Below are 16,342 nucleotides of genomic sequence, written 5' to 3' on the forward strand. Positions count from 1 at the left end.
GCGGCAAGCTATGGAATTTAAAATTTTGAATCTAGTTGGAATTTTATGTATTGCAATGGAATTTAAAATTTTGGATCGAGCGAAATTTTATGTATGAGAATTTTTAAAATTTTAGAAATTAAAAATGCGCGGCAAAGTGCCGCGCCGTATTTTGTTTATATCGTGCTGAAGCGCGATAGATTAGTCCTTCTTTTTCATATCGTATTTATTTACCATAAATCCTACCAAGCCTACGAAAAATAGACCGCCGCAGATGTTGCCTAGCGTAACTGGGATCATATTTTTAACGATGAAATTTCCCCAGTTTATTGAATCTATTTGAGCTGCCGTTACACCGTGAAGCGAGCTTGCAAGAGCGTTTACATCGCCACCTGCAGCCGCAAGGTAGTGGCCTTTAGCGATGATGCCTTCAGTTAGGATAAACATATTTGCAACGCAGTGTTCCATCGAGCAAGCTACGAATGCGCCGATCATCCACATAATTGCAAAGAATTTACCCGATAGATTGCTCTCGCTGGTCGCAGTCCAGATAGACATACATACAAACACGTTACAAAAAATTCCGCGGATGAATAGCTCATGAAAAGGTGCGTTTATTTTGCCTGCTGCTGCAGGAATGAAGTGCTGCAAGATGTAGCCATCATATTTAAGCGGAAGTCCTGAGTAATAATACATATACGCGATTAACGCGCCACCTACAAAGTTAAAGCACCAAACGATAGCCCAATAGCCGATAGTTTTACCTAGCGGTAATTTGCCATCGGCGGCAGGTACGCCCGTTAAAACCGAGCTGGTAAATAGATGCCCACCGTAAAAAACCACCATCATCAGACCGCAGCTAAAGGTAATACCGCCGATGAAATTCGATAAGCCAATAGATTGCTTTTCAGCCATTCCGACGGTCGAGTGAGCCCAGAAAATATCGCCCATAGCGATTGCAGCGCCCGCCATTATAGCTAGAAAAATTATGCTAATTAGCGGGGTATGCGCCTTGTGTTGCATCGAACTAGACACCGCTTGCGCGGTTTCTGCAGGATTTAACATTTACTCCTCCTCATTTAAATTTGAATCAATTTCTAAGATACGCTCATAAGCTTTTTGCGCACTTTTTTTTGCGCTCTCGCTCAGTCCTTCTTTAAAATCAAGGACGTTATCTAGCAGCACGCTAATGCCCAAAAACAATGTCTTTGGGCAAATTTTGCGCAGATAGCTTAGAAGCACTGGCGTAGGCAGGTTATGCGTCGAGTAGATATAGTCGCGATCGTTGCTGAGGTCGAAAAATTCTATCTTATCCTCATCAAAGCCGCTCATCGCATCTACTACGATTAGAATTTCAGGGGCAAATTCCCTAAGGGCTGCAAATTCGTTTTCGGGCACATCCTGCCCATAAAAAACGCGCCAATCTTTTAAGTTTGCCTCGACTATTCGCCCCGTTTCATTGCCCACGTCGTCGTCGCCGCGAAGGGGATTGCCGATACAAAGCAACGCCTTTCGCATCAAAAATCCTTCCTTAGCACGAAATATCCTTCGCGCATATTTTTTAGCAGATCTTTAAGCTCACATTCGCAAAGCTGAGGGATTAGCTTAGCTGCGTGCTCGGCAAAAATTTCAATCTCGAAATACTTGCTTAGGTTACCGATCTTAAATTTAACGTAGTCGCCCGAGTTTTCGACGATGCGTTTAAATTCTTCATCGTCTATCTCAAGTACCTTTTCGCTAAAATCTATCGTACCTACGCCGTGACCGACGCAGGTGGAAAAAACCTTGATATCCTTTAGTTCTTTGGGTAAATTTTCGTTTTCGTCCATATGCCGCTTTGTAAGCTTAAAAACCTCAATCATCGTTTGCTCCAGACCTCTTTTTGCGGATCGATCTTAAATTCCTCCGTAGCGCGGGCGTATTTTAGATATACGTCATTGTGCAATAGTGCCATGCACTCCGCGTACCTAGGATCCTCTTCGGTATGGATAGCGTTAAGTAGAGCCTCGCGAGAAGCTTTTGGATCGTGAACGTCAGATGAGGTTTTGATCGCATCCATATATTTTGCAAATAAAACTCTTCCGAAAATATAGCTCATCAGCCTCTTAGCTTCAGCTTGCAGATCGCGCTCGAATAAAATATCGCCGATAACTGAACTCTTAACCGGTGGCGGAAGAGTGTTATCTTGCTCGTAGCTCTTCTTTTGAAGCTTTTGATCGATGATGCCAAGCGCCATGCCAAGACCATAGATGATGCTAGCAGGATGCGGAGGGCAGCCGGGGATATATACATCTACCGGTACAATCTTATCGATACCACTCCATACGCTATATGCGTCATGAAAAATTCCACCAGTGCTTCCGCAGGCTCCGAGAGCTACTACGATCTTTGGATCAGGTGCAGCCTCATAAGCGCGAAGCAGCGGATAATACATCTGGCGGGTAACCGGACCGGTGCAGACTAAGATATCTGCGTGGCGAGGGTTAGCTACGAGTTTAAATCCGAAGCGCTCCGGATCCCACATCGGCGTGATGGAAGCAAAAATTTCGATTTCACAGCCATTGCAACTTCCGCAGTCGATACGATAAACGCTGAAGCTTCGTTTGATATTTTTCAAAAGCTCCAATTTTGCAGTTAGATCGTTTGCATTTTTAATATTTTCGGGGACTTGATACAAACTCATTTTATTGCCTCCTCTATACCTTTGGTCACTCTTTCTACCGCTTGAGCTTTTTTGCATTCAGGACAGATATAGAGGTACTTTTTAGCTTCTTCTAATCTGCCTGGAAGCAAATTTGCAGTACTTAGCTTTTCTAGCGTGTAGTTGATGAGCCTTTTTGGGGTCATCGGCTTGCCGCAGCAGCTGCATTTTTCCATCTCAAGCTCGCCGTGTTGGATAAGCGCGCTTTTATCAAATTTTACCGCTAGCTCAAAGCTATTGCCTAGCCTTACCGCTCCCGTAGGGCATACCTCGTCGCAGCGACCGCAAAATATGCAGCGCCCGCAGTCAAATTCCCAAATAAGTTTGGTTTGGGCTTCGTTCATCTTAAGCTCGATCGCATTGGATGGGCAGGCGATACCGCATGCAGCACAGCCTATGCAAAGCTCATAGGTGTATTCAGGCTGCCCGCGAAAATTCTCGGGCACGATGTATGGCTCAAACGGATAAGCATAGGTCGCCTTACCATATTTTTCGGTAATGTCGAATAATTTCATCATCTTAAATCCTTTTTGCTAACCTTGCCGTCTTGGCAAAATTTCTTAAGGTCTTTTTCGGTTAGAATTTTACTCTTTCCGCTATTAATATCGACTAAAGTTACGCGCTCGGTGCATGAGTAGCACGGATCCATCGAACATACGATTAGAGCCGCATCGGAGATGTTATTTCCGCGGAATTGAAATCGTAAGCTCGGCCAGTTATTATACGTAGCGGCGCGACATCTCCAGCGGTAAACCTTCTGTGCGTTGCCTTGCATGATCCAGTGGACATTTTCGCCGCGCGGTGCTTCGTCGTGACCTAAAGCGTAGTTTTCCGGTCTGATCATAGTCTGTGGATCGATCATTATCGGAGTTTGCGGCATTTGATGCAAGCACTGCCTGATGATGTGGATCGATTGTTTGAGCTCTTTATATCTTACGACTTCGCGACTGAATACATCGCCACCGTGCTCTACGGCTACTTCGAATTCTATCTTGTTGAAGAAATCATAAGGGTGATCGTAGCGGTTGTCGCGTTTAAAACCGGAAGCTCTCATATTCGGACCTACCGGGCTAAAATCACGCGCCACTTTGCGATCTAATACGCCCACACCTTTCCAGCGACCGATTTGGCGTTTATCCTCCATAACGGCGTCCCAAATTTCAGAAATTTGAACGTCGAGCTTATTGATGATCTCGATGCTCTTGCGAATTTCATTATCGGTCATATCACGGCGAAGTCCGCCCATAATTACATTGCCGTAAGTTTTGCGACCGCCAGTTACGAGCTGGGCTAGCTCCATAGAGTACTCGCGCACTCTAAAGATATGCATGAAAGCGTTGTAGTTGCCCGTTACCTCGCAGGCTAGACCGATATTTAAAAGATGGCTGTGAAGGCGCTCGATCTCAAGGCAGATGACGCGGATAGCTTGCGCACGAAGCGGAATTTCAAGCTTGATAGCTTTCTCTGCTGCTTCAATACACGCAATCGCGTGAGCGTAGCCGCAAATTCCGCAGACGCGCTCTGCAAGGTAGCCCATCTGATCGTAATTCATTCGGTTTTCAGCTAGCTTCTCCATACCGCGGTGTTGATAAAACAAGCGGTAGTCTGCATCGATAATCTCATCGCCGTCGCAAAATAGTCTGAAGTGTCCCGGCTCATCGCTCGTTACGTGAAGAGGTCCAAGTGGAACATCCACTACGCCATCACCGCTAGGAAATAAAAACTCTGCATTGGGCTCGTCTTTATGATCTACAGGATCGGGCCTATAGCGATAGTCCATTGCGTCTTTGCGAAGCGGATGAAGCCCATCGGGCCAATCGTCGCTTAACACCAAACGACGTTTATCAGGCAAGCCTTCGGCGATTAAGCCGAACATGTCGAAAGCTTCTCTTTCGTACCATACGCAAGCAGGCACTAAAGGAGTAACTGACGGGAATGTAGGATCCGATCCGGGAATTAGCGTCCTAACGGTGATGAAGCATTTATCCTCTGCGGCAAAATCCTCCGCTTCGGTCATCTTGCCACCTTCCATAGATATCGCATAGTAAAGTGCGAAATTTCCGTTTAGCTCGCGCTCATCGTTAGGGATCATCGTGCTGATAAAACCGCCGATGTCATAATATAGCGTCTTAACTGCAAGCGGTAGATCATTTCTATCCACTAAAACGGTGATTTGATCCTCGGCTTGGCGGGTAACTTCTAAGACCTTGACTTTAGTCTTTAAAATTTCTATAAATTTATCGCCTCTCATTTTTAACCTCTCATCATTATTCTAACGCCGTTTTCGACTAGCATCCAAAAATCACCTACGTGCCATACGCCGAAAATTATCACTAAAGCGCAAAGCAAGATTAGCGGTAAATTTTCAAACAAGCTCATCTCTTTAGCGTAAACCACTTCACCTTTAGGCGTACCGAAGCTCGCTAGATTAAAGTGCGCGAAGTCCGCGATGAAAATAATTACGAGCGCGATCGCAAATAATGCTACGGCTATGTATTGACCGCTGGCTATCGCGCCTTTGAAAACGTTAAATTCGCTTACAAAGATCGCAAACGCAGGAACACCTACGAGCGAGCAAACCGCAGCACCAAACATTATCGTAGTAAGCGGAGCGATTTTTACCATACCGCCCATTCTAGTCATATCTTTGTGACCATAAATTCTAGCAATATTGCCAGTAGAGCAGAATGCAAGAGCCTTGGTAAAGCTGTGAGCTAAGCAGTGAAAGATTGCGGCAAGCAAGCCAAAATATCCGCCGATACCTAGTGCAAATGCAATAACACCCATATGAACGACTGAGTGGTAAGCAAACATCCTCTTTACGTCGTGCTGACGAACGAGGAAAATTCCTGCTATAAATAGCGTGATCGTGCCCGAGATCAGCATCACGTGCTTAACGAAGTCTGGCCCTACCGCTTCGGCGCTTACCGCGTAATATCTAAATATCGCTAGCATCGCACATTTTAAAAGCACACCCGAAAGTAGTGCTGAAATAGGAGCCGGACCTTCTGCGTGAACGTCAGGAAGCCAAGTGTGAGTAGGAGCAAGTCCTGCTTTGGTTCCAAAGCCTATTAGAGCGAATATAAAGATAAGCTTAGCGGCATCTTTGTTTAAGTCTTTAGCGTGATCCATAATGCTAGTCCAAAGCATTGAAGCTTCGCCGTCGCCTGTGATTTTGAATGTAGCCGCATATAGTAAAACCGTCGCATAAAGCGCAAATGCTAGACCGATCGAACAGATAACAATATATTTGTAACCGCTCTCGGTAGATTTTTTATCTTTATGAATAGCGACCAAAAATACCGATGCTAACGTAGTAGCCTCTACCGCAGCCCACATAAACGCGACGTTGTTGCAGATAACGCTAAGCGTCATCGTAAAAACGAAAACGTGGCAGAGCGCGTAGTATTTTCTAAGATCGCTAAGATCCAAATGACCGCCCTGTATCTCCCATTTCATATAGGTGGTGGAGTATAAATTTACCAAAAAGCCCGTTACTGCAATCAGCACTAAAAATACACAGCCGAGGCTGTCTAGGAATAGAAATTTATCGTATGCGTAAAAAGCCTCGAAGTTGCCGCTGATAAGCTTGCCTACGTTACAGAGTAGCCCTGCGGATGTAACTGCAGAAATCAAAACGTGTAGCGAGCTTAGGAGCTTGAAATTCTTAGGGCATAAGAATAATATCAGCGCTCCGAGCAACGGAAAAATTAATATAAAAGCTAAACTATTCATCATTAACCCCTTAAATTCGAAGCTTTAGACGTATCAAGCCCGTCATAAGCTTTGTAAAATCTAACCGCCAAAATGCTCATAATAATAACCGCAAAGATTGCATCGGTTAAAATTCCAAGCTCGACTAGCTCGTGAGAGTTGTAAGCCATAAGTGCAAGGCTTAGGTGGATGCCGTTTTCAAAGAGGCAGTAGGCTAGAATTTGCTTGATGAAAGAATTTCTTAGCATGAAGCCGAAAATTCCCATCATAAATACGGTTACCGCCGCTATTAGAACGATTCTTTCTTGAATAAGAGAGAATTTAAGCAAGATCGGATTGATTGTCATCGCAATCGCTAGCGAAAATCCCATCGCAATAACGGGGCTTACGAAAAAGCCGCCTACCGGCTCATCCTCGCTGATCACATCCAGCTTTTTAACTAGCCAAAATAAAATTCCTGGCACGAAAATAACCTTCGTAAAAAACGCCACTATCGCCCAAATTCTAAGCTGCGGCGCATTGAAGTTAGAATACAGCATAAAAAATATGCTTACCAAAAGTAGCGTCTGAATCGCGTAAATTCCGATCGAAAGTTTTAAATTTCTAAGTCCGAATACCGCAAGTGACGTTACGATCATACAAATTGCTAAAATATCGATACTATTCATCTTAAAATCCTACTACGTAAAGCGTTAATGCCGCAAAAGCAATGGCAAGAGCGCCGCATGAAATTTTGCGCATGCTCGAAGTCATTCTGAAGCGTGGTCCAAAGTTGTCGATGAAAACGGCTGCTACGTAAAATACGCCAGTTTTTAGCACAAAGATTATGATCGCCAAAAACGGATTGCTAAAATTCCACGGCTCAAATATCGTTAGGAATAATCCGATCATCGCAAATTGCTTCAAAATAAGCGCCGCTTGCACTAAGCCTAGATCGCTGCCTGCATATTCGCCAAGTAGACCTTCTTGAAGCTCTTGCTCGGCTTCGGCAAGATCAAATGGCTTTCTGCCGGTCTCGACATACATGCACCATAAAAACGCAATCGAGGCGACGGCAAAGCTTGGAATTTGATAGCCGATCTGACCGCTGCGTACCATCCCCTGAATCTCAACTAAATTTGAAGTTCCCGCAGCCATCATTACTACGATTAGGCACATCATCATCACAGGTTCGACAAAAACGGCAAGCATCTGCTCGCGTCCGCCGCCGGTTGCGGCAAACGGGTTACCACTATCTATTGAAGCCGCACCGAATACGAAGCGCAAAAGCGCGCCTAGATATAGGATAACGAAAATATCCGAATATGCTCCGAAAATTTTATCGGTGGTTGGATCGCTGTATGTAATAGGAATAGCCGCCAAAATCGCTGCCGAAGTAGCGAATAGGAAAAACGGCGCCCATCTAAATACCCAGTGGCTGCACGCAGGAACGGTTCTGCCGCGCTTAAAAAGCTTAATAATATCGCGGTAAGTCTGGAAAAAATCGCTTCCTTGTTTCGACTGAAGTTTGGCTCGAAGTTTTCTCGCCATACCGTCGAAGAGTGGAGCGACTAGGACGATAACCGCGACTTGAAATATCATTAAAAATATAGTTTGTATAGTCTGCATCTTAAACCTCCTAGATCAAGAAATATCCGACGCCCAGTATCGCGCAAAGATAGATTAGGATGTAAAGCGTATATAAATTTGCATAGCCGCTTTGAATAATTCCTATCTTATCGGCGATCTTCTTACTCCAATCGATTACCGGTTGATAAATCATCGTCCACCAAATGTCTTGTGGGTGGTTGTGATACTCGATCGGTCCGAAGTAGCCGTTTTGCTCTATTCTGCGTTTATGACCTCTAAATAACCAGTCCATAATCTTTCTTAAATCGCCGGTAAAAGGACCGCCGGTCATCTGCATGCGAGGGCTATATTTAAAGCCGCACGCCCAAGGATCTGTCTCGCGAGGTTTGTCACGATTTGCTTTCATAACCGCTAGGATGATAAACGGAAGCAGCATTGTAGAACACAAAATCACTGCAATAAGAGGAGTTGAAACGATACTTCCCAAAGGCGAAGTGATTGACGAAGCACCTAGGCTTGCGACAAATTCTCTATTGGAAGTGATAGAATTTACCGCTTGCATGATGTAATCGACTATGAAGTGTGCGCCTACGCCAAATCCCACGCAACCTATCATCAAAATGATCATTCCTAAAACCATTCCTAATGGGCTTTCTTTTGCATTTTCCCAAATTTTTTCATCCCTTGGGGTTCCTGCGAAGATTACCGCATATAGCTTAAGGTGCATACCGACCAAAACGCCGGTAAGTGCAAGAGCGACCACTGCTAAAGAGAAGGCATATCTAATGAAAATTCCGCTTTCCTTAGCACCTTGAAGCATTCCTTGATAGGTAAACCACTCTGAAACGAAGCCGTTTACCGGAGGAAGTGCTGCGATACCCATGATACCGATAAACATACCGACGGCAGTTAGAGGCATTTTTTTAGCTAGTCCTCCTAGCACGTCCATATTCTGCGTATGAGTAGCGTGGATTACAGAGCCTGCACATAAGAATAGCAAGCCTTTGAATATCGCGTGATTTACTACGTGGTAGCAGCCTGCTAAAAATCCGACTGCGGCTAGTGTTACATTGCCCGCTGCGACGCCGTAAATTCCAGTGCCAAGACCCAGCAAGATAATGCCGATATTTTCAACCGAGTGGTACGCAAGAAGTGCTTTAAAGTCGTGCTGGCACAACGCGTATAAAACGCCAAAAAGCGAGCTGGCTGCTCCTAGGATCAAAACTGCAAGCCCAAAATAGATACTTAGCGGTAAAAATAGTGTAAATTTAACAAGGGTAAAGAGCGCTACTTTAATCATAACGCCGCTCATTAGCGCAGAGACATTTGATGGAGCCGCAGGGTGAGCTTGCGGTAGCCAAACGTGAAAAGGCCACATTCCAGCTTTTGAGCCGAAGCCGACCAAAAACAAGATGAATGCTGCTACGGAAGCACCCATCGGCATATTTACGTTTCCCCACTTCGCAAATTCAAAGCTGCCTGCGTAGTTTGCAATGATAAGTAATCCACAGGTGATACAAAATGCACCGATCTGCGCTATACCTAGATATACCATAACAGCTTTGAGCGTGCCTTTGCCATCGTTTACTATGATTAGAAATGACGAAATTAACGTCATAAGCTCCCATAAAACAGCGAAGCAAAATACATTATCCGCACTGATGACTAAAAGCATAGATAAGATGAAGGTATTAAATAAACATGCAAAAACGCCAATATTTGCTTTTCCGATATATTCCTTGGCGTAGCTCATACCGTAAACGCTGCTTGCAAAGCCTATAAAAACGACTACGAAGCTGAAGAAATTTCCAAGCGGGCTTAAAGCAAATTTTGGCGCATATAAGAAAGTGCCACCCAAAACGAAGCTATCGCTTACGCCCATATTGGCTACGAAATGACACATCGCATAAAAACAGCTGATAGCACCTAATCCAAATCCCACCTTAACGGCAGTTTTTGGAGCGCAGTATAAAAGGATACTAATTACTGCACTGACGATAAATAAAGTATAGACGCTTATCATTTTGCGCCTCCTTCTTTTTTGGCGACGCAACTGATTTCGCCGTTTAACACGTCTTTTGCAAAAGCATTAGCCGCATCGTAGTCTATCGCAAAGCCCAATTTATGCTTACCTTCTTTAGGATCTATCATAATGATAGCGCTAGTTGGGCAAACCTCGACGCATGCAGGACCGTTCTCGCGTCCGTTGCATAGATCGCATTTGATGGCGGTGCTTTTGGCGCCCGCTTGGCTTTCGATCTCGAGATAATACTTCGGCTCGACCGCATAATTTACTGACGGCATAAGCTCGGCATTCGAGCTGATCGCGCCATAAGGACAGGCGAGCGTACACATCTTGCATCCGATGCAAATTTCTTCGTGCAATTCGATATAGTTATTATCGAAGCGAAGCGCACCGGTAGGGCAGACGTTTGCGCATGGTCCGTCATCGCACTGCCTGCACTGCGTAGGCATAACGCCGTAAGCCTGTCTAAGCACGGTAAGTCGCGATTTAGCAAGCTTGCCGCGCTCGTAGGCACTTGAGTAACAGGCCGCCATGCACGTCGTGCAACCGATACATCGTTTGTAATCGCAGATTACAAATTTATGTTGTTTCATACCTTTCTCCTTGACTTAAGGAATTTTAAAAATTTTTTACTAAAAATTTTGGTGTAATTATATTTAAGTCCGTAAAAAAATTCCGTCATTTATCTGACGATATTTGGAATTTATTTGATAAATTTGCTTTCAAAGCTTAAATTTAAAAACTAATTTCTTTTTTAAACAGGTCCGTTGATTATTTGCTTTAAAAGTCTAGTATATCAGTATTAAAGTATATTTTAAAATTTAAATTACTACTTAAATTACTACTTAAATTACCCCAACTTACTCCTAATTATAATTGAAAAAATTCTTTTAGCTTAAGGCAAAATTTCAATTTTATTTTAGGTAAGAATTTATATAATTGTGCCGAAATTGCATATATGGTAATTTTGCATGTTTAGTATTTTCGAAAGGAGAAAATATGGCGAATAAAGGCAAGGTCATATGCCCTTATTGTGGCACAGGCTGTCAAATCGAGCTGACTGCGGAAGACAATTATATCAAATCCGCAACCGGCGTAAGCGACAACCCCGTAAATCAAGGTTGTTTATGTTTGAAAGGTTATTACGGATGGAATTACGTAGGCTCTAGAGATAGACTTACTACTCCGCTAATTCGTAAAAAGAATGGCAAATTTAGTAAAGACGGCGATTTGGTCGAGGCTAGCTGGGACGAAGCGCTTGATTTGGTTGCCAAAAAGATGCTCGAAGTTAAAGAAAAATACGGCGCCGACGCGATAGCCGGAAACTATTCCGCACGCTGTACGCATGAGGATAACTACGTAGCGCAGAAGCTACTTAGAATTTTAGGTACGAATAATATCGATCACTGCGCGCGCATTTGACACGCTCCGACTGTGGCAGGTCTTGCCAAAACAATCGGTAACGGAGCAGCTACAAATAGCTTCACGGAGATCGGAACTCACAGCAACTGCATTATGATGATCGGCTCAAACCCGGAAAATGGTCACCCGATCGTAGCTATGCACGTTCAAAGAGCATTAAACAGAGGCGCCAAACTCATCGTCATTGACCCGGTTAAGACGGAATTTGCAAATCGCGCAGATATCCACCTCCAGCTTGAGCCGGAGCACAATATCCCGGTTATAAACGCTTTAATCCATGCTATTATCGACGAGGATTTGGTAAATCACGAATTCGTTGAGAAATACACCAAGGGTTTTGAATATGTAAAAGAGGCGGTTAAGGATTATTCGCCTGAAGCCGTAGCCAAATACACTAGGCTAAACGCCGAGGATATTAGAAAAGCGGCTAGAATTTACGCTACTACGCGACCTGCGGTTATCACGCACGGAATGGGTGTAACTCACTTCAACCACGGCGTGGGCGCGGTCTGCGACATTTCAAATTTAATGCTTGTAACGGGCAATGTGGGCGAGCTTGGAAGCGGCGATCTACCGATCCGTGGACAAGAAAACGTTCAAGGCTGCTGCGATATGGGAATGCTTCCTAACGTATTTACCGGCTATAAAGCCGTAACTGACGAAAGTGCCCGTGATTGGTTTGAGCGCCAGTGGAATTTGCCGAAAGGTCATCTAAATGGCAAGATCGGTATTCATAAAACCGAAGTGCCTGACGCAATTCTTGATGGTAGGGTAAAATTCTTCTGGACGATGGGCGAAAACCCGGTTATGACCGATCCGAACGCAAACCACTTCTTGCGCGCGATTTCGCAGGTAGAGATGTATGTGATCCAAGATATTTTCTTGACCGAGACGAGCCGCAAAGCAGATGTTGTGCTTCCTGGAGCTTGCAGCGGCGAGAAGGAGGGCACTTATGCTAACGCCGAGCGCCGCGTACAGCATAGCGAGATTGTAGTTGCCCCTCCGGGACAAGCTAGACAAGACTGGGCTATCATCTGCGAGCTTGCCAGACGCCTAGGACTAGGGGATTATTTCACATTTCAATCTCCAGAGCAGATTTGGGAAGAGGTGCGCAGGGTAGCTCCGCACAACTACGGCGGAATGAGCTATTACCGCATCAAAAAATACCACGGACTTCACTGGCCGTGCCCTGATGAGAATTCTATGGGCGGACCTGCATTGTATCTTGATAAGAAATTCTTCACTCCAGACGGCAAGGGAAATTTCGTCCCAGTTCTATTTGTGGATGATAAGAGCAAGATCGAAAGCGCCAAAGAGGAATTCGCAAAGCGTATGAATATGCCGAAAGATTATCCTGTAATGGCGGGCTCCGTGGACGAGAAGACCGATGCAGAGTTCCCGATCCAGCTTCTAACTACGCGTAAGGTTTACGAGTACGCAGGAGGCGCGATGACTAGGCGCTCTAAGACCGTCGAGCAGGGCGGCGACGCGATAGGACCGATTGCTGAAATGAATCCAAAACTTGCCGAGCGATACGGAATTTCACAGGGCGATTTCATCGTTGCGTGGAGCCGCTACGGCTATATCGCGATCAAGGCGGACATCACCGAGTGTATAATGGATGGTATCATTCAGATGTCTTATCACTACTGGGAGAGCTGCTGCAACGAGCTAACCAGCGGCGGCTGGGATCTAATCGCCAAAACGCCTACGTTTAAGGCGGCGATTCAGATTAAAAAGATTGATGAAGAGGAATTTTTGCGTATCCGCGAGCTCAAGCGCATTAAGTTTCAAACCAATAAAGTCGTTTACGACGACTTCCATCACCATCCGATTAAATTCTAAGAATTTAATCTTATCCGTAGATTCGGGGGCTATGCTTCCGAATCTACTTTTTAACAATCAATTCAAATAATATGAAATTTTTAGCGATCTAGCCGTCTTGCAGTATTTTAAAGATCAAAAATTTAAAAAATTCAATAAATTCTGCGGTACTTCAAATACGTCTCTTTTCGTAGTCGCACTATCGATAAGAGGGCATAGAAATTTATCTGCTATTTCATTTAATAGATGCGACGGCAGAGACCGGGGATTCGTGATTTAACAAATCCTAATAAATTTAGTCTTAATCAGAGCGGCATAATAGAGTAAATTTTAAAGATAAGCATGATAATAAGACTATTTTATCGCGGCGAATCTTACCAAATTACATTATTGATTAAATTTTAACGCGCGCAGGCTGATTTTATGCGAATTAGCCTATATTATCAAGTAGCGCTGCAATTTTAATAACGCAAATGCGATTTTTGTGATTTTGATAGATGAATGCAAAAGGCTCATAGGCTTTTTAAAGCGCTAGACACGGCTTTTAGTCTTAATAATGGCCGCAAATGCCGATTTATGGCATAGCTGAGTAGCTTCGCGCTTCGTCTGAAATCCATAAATTTTGATTTTAAAATTCCGAATTCCGTCGTGCTTGGAATTCACAATTTTTAGAATTTTGTTTCATCGCGTGTTTTTGGCGTTCTATTTTCACGCGGGAGCCCTTTGCTGCACTAGATAGCGCTGCTTGCGATGTTAAAGCTATTGCGCCAAAGCTTCTGCCTTGTTTGCGGATGAGATTTATGAAACTAGGCTCTGATATTGAAGTTATTGTGCCAAAGCTGCTGCGGCAGAATTCCATCTACTTTATTTAAAAGTAGTTAGAATTTCTGCCGCTTGTCGCACCTGAGTTACTTATTGTGCCGGTCTGTTCGTCGCGCCTTAATTTTTATCGCTCGCAGCACCCGCTTTACTTTGTCGCACCTAAATTTTTGCCGTCCGTCGTGTTAGAATCGCTCGCAGCGCCGTGATTTTCGCTGTTTGCAGAATCTGAGCTTGTCGTACCGCTAGGGCTTGCGGAGATTGGATTTGCTATGCTTTCGCCCGGGATACCGCTTACGTTATTTATGTAGGCTACGGTGCTTATTTTATTCCATTCTCTACCGATTTTCAAAAATGCGCGCTGGCTGTCTAGGATCTCTTTAAACATCGGATCTTTCGCCGCTTCTTCGTCTAAGATTTCATTCGTTGCTTTTTTAAGCGCGGCTATCACGTCTGCAGGGAAGTCGCGCACCTGCACATCCGGAAACTGCGCTTTTAGCTCCGCCCAAATGCGAGCGTTTTCGTAAAAGCCCTTATTTTGGAAGTTCTCTCCGGCAAGTCTTGCTGCAGCCTCTAAGATCGCTTGAAGATCCGCAGGCAGCTTCTCTAGCGCCTTTTGATTTACCAGCAGCTGGCAGTCTCCCATAGGTTCTTGCCAGCCTGTGTAGTAGTATTTAGCCACTTTGTGAAATCCAAGTGGCATATCATAGACAGGGCTTACCCACTCGACCGCGTCGATAGTACCCATTTCTAACGCCATAAATAGCTCGCCCGTAGGCACCGTGTTTATAGTAGCGCCCAGCTTGCTCATCACCTCTCCGCCTAGCCCCGGTATGCGGAATTTAAGCCCTTGCAAATCTGCAACCGAGTTGATCTCTTTTTTAAACCAGCCGCCCATTTGCATGCCGGTAGATCCCATCAAAAAGGTCTTCATGCCGTATTGTGCGAACATCTTATCATTAAGCTCTCGCCCACCACCATAGTAATACCACGCGTGCTGCTCATCAGTAGTCATACCGAAAGGCACTGCCGTCCAGAGCATAGTTTTGGCGTCTTTGCCTTTATAATAATAAAGCGAAGTATATCCTAGATCGTATTGCCCGCTTTTGACGAAGTCGAATATGCCAAAGCTTGCCTTGTGCTTGCTCGGCGTATCGATGCGGATCTGAAGCCTACCACCGCTAAGGCTTTCGGCATAGTTTTTAAAATCCTCAGCAGCAGCGCCCAAAACGGGCGTAGTCGCCTCCCACGTACTAGCAAGTCTTAGGCGATAAACCTTATCGTCGCCGAAAAGCTGCGAGCCCAAAAGCATGAGACATGCAAACAAAAAAATCTTTTTCATTTTTATCCTTTCATAAAGTTTTAAATTCATAAAATTTCAAAATTTAGCGCGCCGTCGGCTTAAAATTTAATCGCGTCCTGCGTTACTGCTACGAAATTCTGCTTCACGGTGTCTATTTTATCGACACGTTGCTTTGCTATTCTATTTTACGACGCTTCATCTTATAGGCACCTTGCTTTGCAAATGTCTTATTTCGCGACATTTTACTTCTTAGCGCCCTGCCCAAGCTTTTTTATTTTACAATGCCTGGCTTTGCGACGATAGAGCGCCACGTTAGTTTTAATTTTGCCGCGTTCGAGCGTACTTACCTGCACCTGTGCCATATCTAGCGATAATATTTTATCAAGCACGTTTGCTTAAAAGCCTCTGGCGCGGATCTTTTTCTCTTAGAAATGACAAAAGTATCTTAAAATGCCATCTCTGCGCTTTTGCAGATAAAATTCTCCATTCCTTTCAAAGCGAGCTTTGTCATTTCAGCAAGCTTAGACGCTACGCCATTTCTTTGATCTTAGACGGCAGAATCGTGCTTTTAAATTTAAAATTCCGCAATCTGCACAATCTTCGCGCCACACTGGCAAGCGGAGAGTGCGCCTTTATATTTGAATTTTGCGCCTTAGTTGAGTGCAAAATTCCGCGCAAAGCCTAGATTAGAATTTTATGCAGAGCTACCCCGCGTTGTCTAAAATTTTTTGCAAAATTCCGTGCCGCAAAATGCACTTAAAATTTTAAATTTGCTATTGCGCGGAATTTTCTTAGCGTAAATTCTAAGCCTTGAAATTTTGCTCTTGTTTGACAGCATAAAATTTTAAAATTAAATTCTGCAACTGCCATGCCTTAAAATTTTATTTGCAAAACATACTTTTTAAATTTTAAAATTTTAAATCTAAACCCGCAAAATTCCGTATTTTGCGTTTTTGAAATTCTATTTAGTAAAATTTTATCTCGC

13 protein-coding genes are annotated in these 16,342 nt (G+C 44.2%); 1 reads left to right on the plus strand and 12 read right to left on the minus strand.

Features of this window, described 5'->3' with window-relative positions:
• Positions 1-180: 180 nt before the first annotated feature.
• Genes Q0620_RS04525 through Q0620_RS04575 form a run of 11 tightly spaced genes read right to left on the minus strand, consistent with a single transcriptional unit; the run spans position 181 to position 10,582 of the window.
• On the minus strand, positions 181-1,044 hold the full coding sequence (locus Q0620_RS04525; protein ID WP_005871911.1) for a formate/nitrite transporter family protein: 864 nt from the start codon (positions 1,042-1,044) through the stop codon (positions 181-183).
• Positions 1,045-1,497, minus strand: coding sequence for a hydrogenase 3 maturation endopeptidase HyCI (locus Q0620_RS04530; protein ID WP_291936428.1), 453 nt, complete (start codon positions 1,495-1,497; stop codon positions 1,045-1,047).
• Positions 1,497-1,841, minus strand: coding sequence for a formate hydrogenlyase maturation HycH family protein (locus tag Q0620_RS04535; protein ID WP_291936431.1), 345 nt, complete (start codon positions 1,839-1,841; stop codon positions 1,497-1,499). The genes Q0620_RS04530 and Q0620_RS04535 overlap by 1 nt, the downstream gene beginning before the upstream one ends.
• On the minus strand, positions 1,838-2,662 hold the full coding sequence (locus Q0620_RS04540; protein WP_298783385.1) for an NADH-quinone oxidoreductase subunit B family protein: 825 nt from the start codon (positions 2,660-2,662) through the stop codon (positions 1,838-1,840). Before Q0620_RS04540 ends, Q0620_RS04535 begins: the two co-directional genes overlap by 4 nt.
• Positions 2,659-3,198: a formate hydrogenlyase complex iron-sulfur subunit gene (locus Q0620_RS04545; RefSeq protein ID WP_177386902.1), complete on the minus strand. Its 540-nt coding sequence runs from the start codon at positions 3,196-3,198 to the stop codon at positions 2,659-2,661. The genes Q0620_RS04540 and Q0620_RS04545 overlap by 4 nt, the downstream gene beginning before the upstream one ends.
• A complete protein-coding gene (locus tag Q0620_RS04550) occupies positions 3,195-4,931 on the minus strand; it encodes a hydrogenase large subunit (RefSeq protein WP_005871901.1) in 1,737 nt (578 codons plus the stop codon). The genes Q0620_RS04545 and Q0620_RS04550 overlap by 4 nt, the downstream gene beginning before the upstream one ends.
• Before the next feature lie 2 nt (positions 4,932-4,933).
• Positions 4,934-6,415: a hydrogenase 4 subunit F gene (locus Q0620_RS04555; protein ID WP_298783386.1), complete on the minus strand. Its 1,482-nt coding sequence runs from the start codon at positions 6,413-6,415 to the stop codon at positions 4,934-4,936.
• 2 nt (positions 6,416-6,417) lie between these two features.
• Positions 6,418-7,062, minus strand: coding sequence for a hydrogenase 4 membrane subunit (gene hyfE / locus Q0620_RS04560; protein ID WP_297916762.1), 645 nt, complete (start codon positions 7,060-7,062; stop codon positions 6,418-6,420).
• Between the two features lies 1 nt (position 7,063).
• Positions 7,064-8,002 (minus strand): NADH-quinone oxidoreductase subunit H, encoded by a 939-nt coding sequence (locus tag Q0620_RS04565; RefSeq protein WP_291936444.1) that lies wholly within the window; start codon positions 8,000-8,002, stop codon positions 7,064-7,066.
• 10 nt (positions 8,003-8,012) lie between these two features.
• Complete coding sequence (locus tag Q0620_RS04570; RefSeq protein ID WP_298783387.1) at positions 8,013-9,986, minus strand: proton-conducting transporter membrane subunit; 1,974 nt, start codon at positions 9,984-9,986, stop codon at positions 8,013-8,015.
• Positions 9,983-10,582 (minus strand): 4Fe-4S dicluster domain-containing protein, encoded by a 600-nt coding sequence (locus Q0620_RS04575; RefSeq protein WP_005871891.1) that lies wholly within the window; start codon positions 10,580-10,582, stop codon positions 9,983-9,985. The genes Q0620_RS04570 and Q0620_RS04575 overlap by 4 nt, the downstream gene beginning before the upstream one ends.
• Positions 10,583-10,988: 406 nt before the next feature.
• Between Q0620_RS04575 and Q0620_RS10855 the strand changes: the two genes are divergently transcribed.
• Positions 10,989-13,256: a molybdopterin-dependent oxidoreductase gene (locus Q0620_RS10855; RefSeq protein ID WP_298028413.1), complete on the plus strand. Its 2,268-nt coding sequence runs from the start codon at positions 10,989-10,991 to the stop codon at positions 13,254-13,256.
• Between the two features lie 946 nt (positions 13,257-14,202).
• Here Q0620_RS10855 and dctP read toward each other — a convergent pair.
• On the minus strand, positions 14,203-15,396 hold the full coding sequence (gene dctP / locus Q0620_RS04590) for a TRAP transporter substrate-binding protein DctP (RefSeq protein ID WP_298783388.1): 1,194 nt from the start codon (positions 15,394-15,396) through the stop codon (positions 14,203-14,205).
• Positions 15,397-16,342: the final 946 nt, after the last annotated feature.

The sequence above is a fragment of the uncultured Campylobacter sp. genome, from assembly GCF_938017615.1.
GTDB lineage: Bacteria > Campylobacterota > Campylobacteria > Campylobacterales > Campylobacteraceae > Campylobacter_B.

Excerpts from the sequence above, each read along its gene's own strand:
- Q0620_RS04525 (WP_005871911.1), bottom strand. The coding sequence starts at position 1,044 with ATGTTAAATCCTGCAGAAACCGCGCAAGCGGTGTCTAGTTCGATGCAA.
- Q0620_RS04530 (WP_291936428.1), bottom strand. The coding sequence starts at position 1,497 with ATGCGAAAGGCGTTGCTTTGTATCGGCAATCCCCTTCGCGGCGACGAC.
- Q0620_RS04535 (WP_291936431.1), bottom strand. The coding sequence starts at position 1,841 with ATGATTGAGGTTTTTAAGCTTACAAAGCGGCATATGGACGAAAACGAA.
- Q0620_RS04540 (WP_298783385.1), bottom strand. The coding sequence starts at position 2,662 with ATGAGTTTGTATCAAGTCCCCGAAAATATTAAAAATGCAAACGATCTA.
- Q0620_RS04545 (WP_177386902.1), bottom strand. The coding sequence starts at position 3,198 with ATGATGAAATTATTCGACATTACCGAAAAATATGGTAAGGCGACCTAT.
- Q0620_RS04550 (WP_005871901.1), bottom strand. The coding sequence starts at position 4,931 with ATGAGAGGCGATAAATTTATAGAAATTTTAAAGACTAAAGTCAAGGTC.
- Q0620_RS04555 (WP_298783386.1), bottom strand. The coding sequence starts at position 6,415 with ATGAATAGTTTAGCTTTTATATTAATTTTTCCGTTGCTCGGAGCGCTG.
- hyfE (WP_297916762.1), bottom strand. The coding sequence starts at position 7,062 with ATGAATAGTATCGATATTTTAGCAATTTGTATGATCGTAACGTCACTT.
- Q0620_RS04565 (WP_291936444.1), bottom strand. The coding sequence starts at position 8,002 with ATGCAGACTATACAAACTATATTTTTAATGATATTTCAAGTCGCGGTT.
- Q0620_RS04570 (WP_298783387.1), bottom strand. The coding sequence starts at position 9,986 with ATGATAAGCGTCTATACTTTATTTATCGTCAGTGCAGTAATTAGTATC.
- Q0620_RS04575 (WP_005871891.1), bottom strand. The coding sequence starts at position 10,582 with ATGAAACAACATAAATTTGTAATCTGCGATTACAAACGATGTATCGGT.
- dctP (WP_298783388.1), bottom strand. The coding sequence starts at position 15,396 with ATGAAAAAGATTTTTTTGTTTGCATGTCTCATGCTTTTGGGCTCGCAG.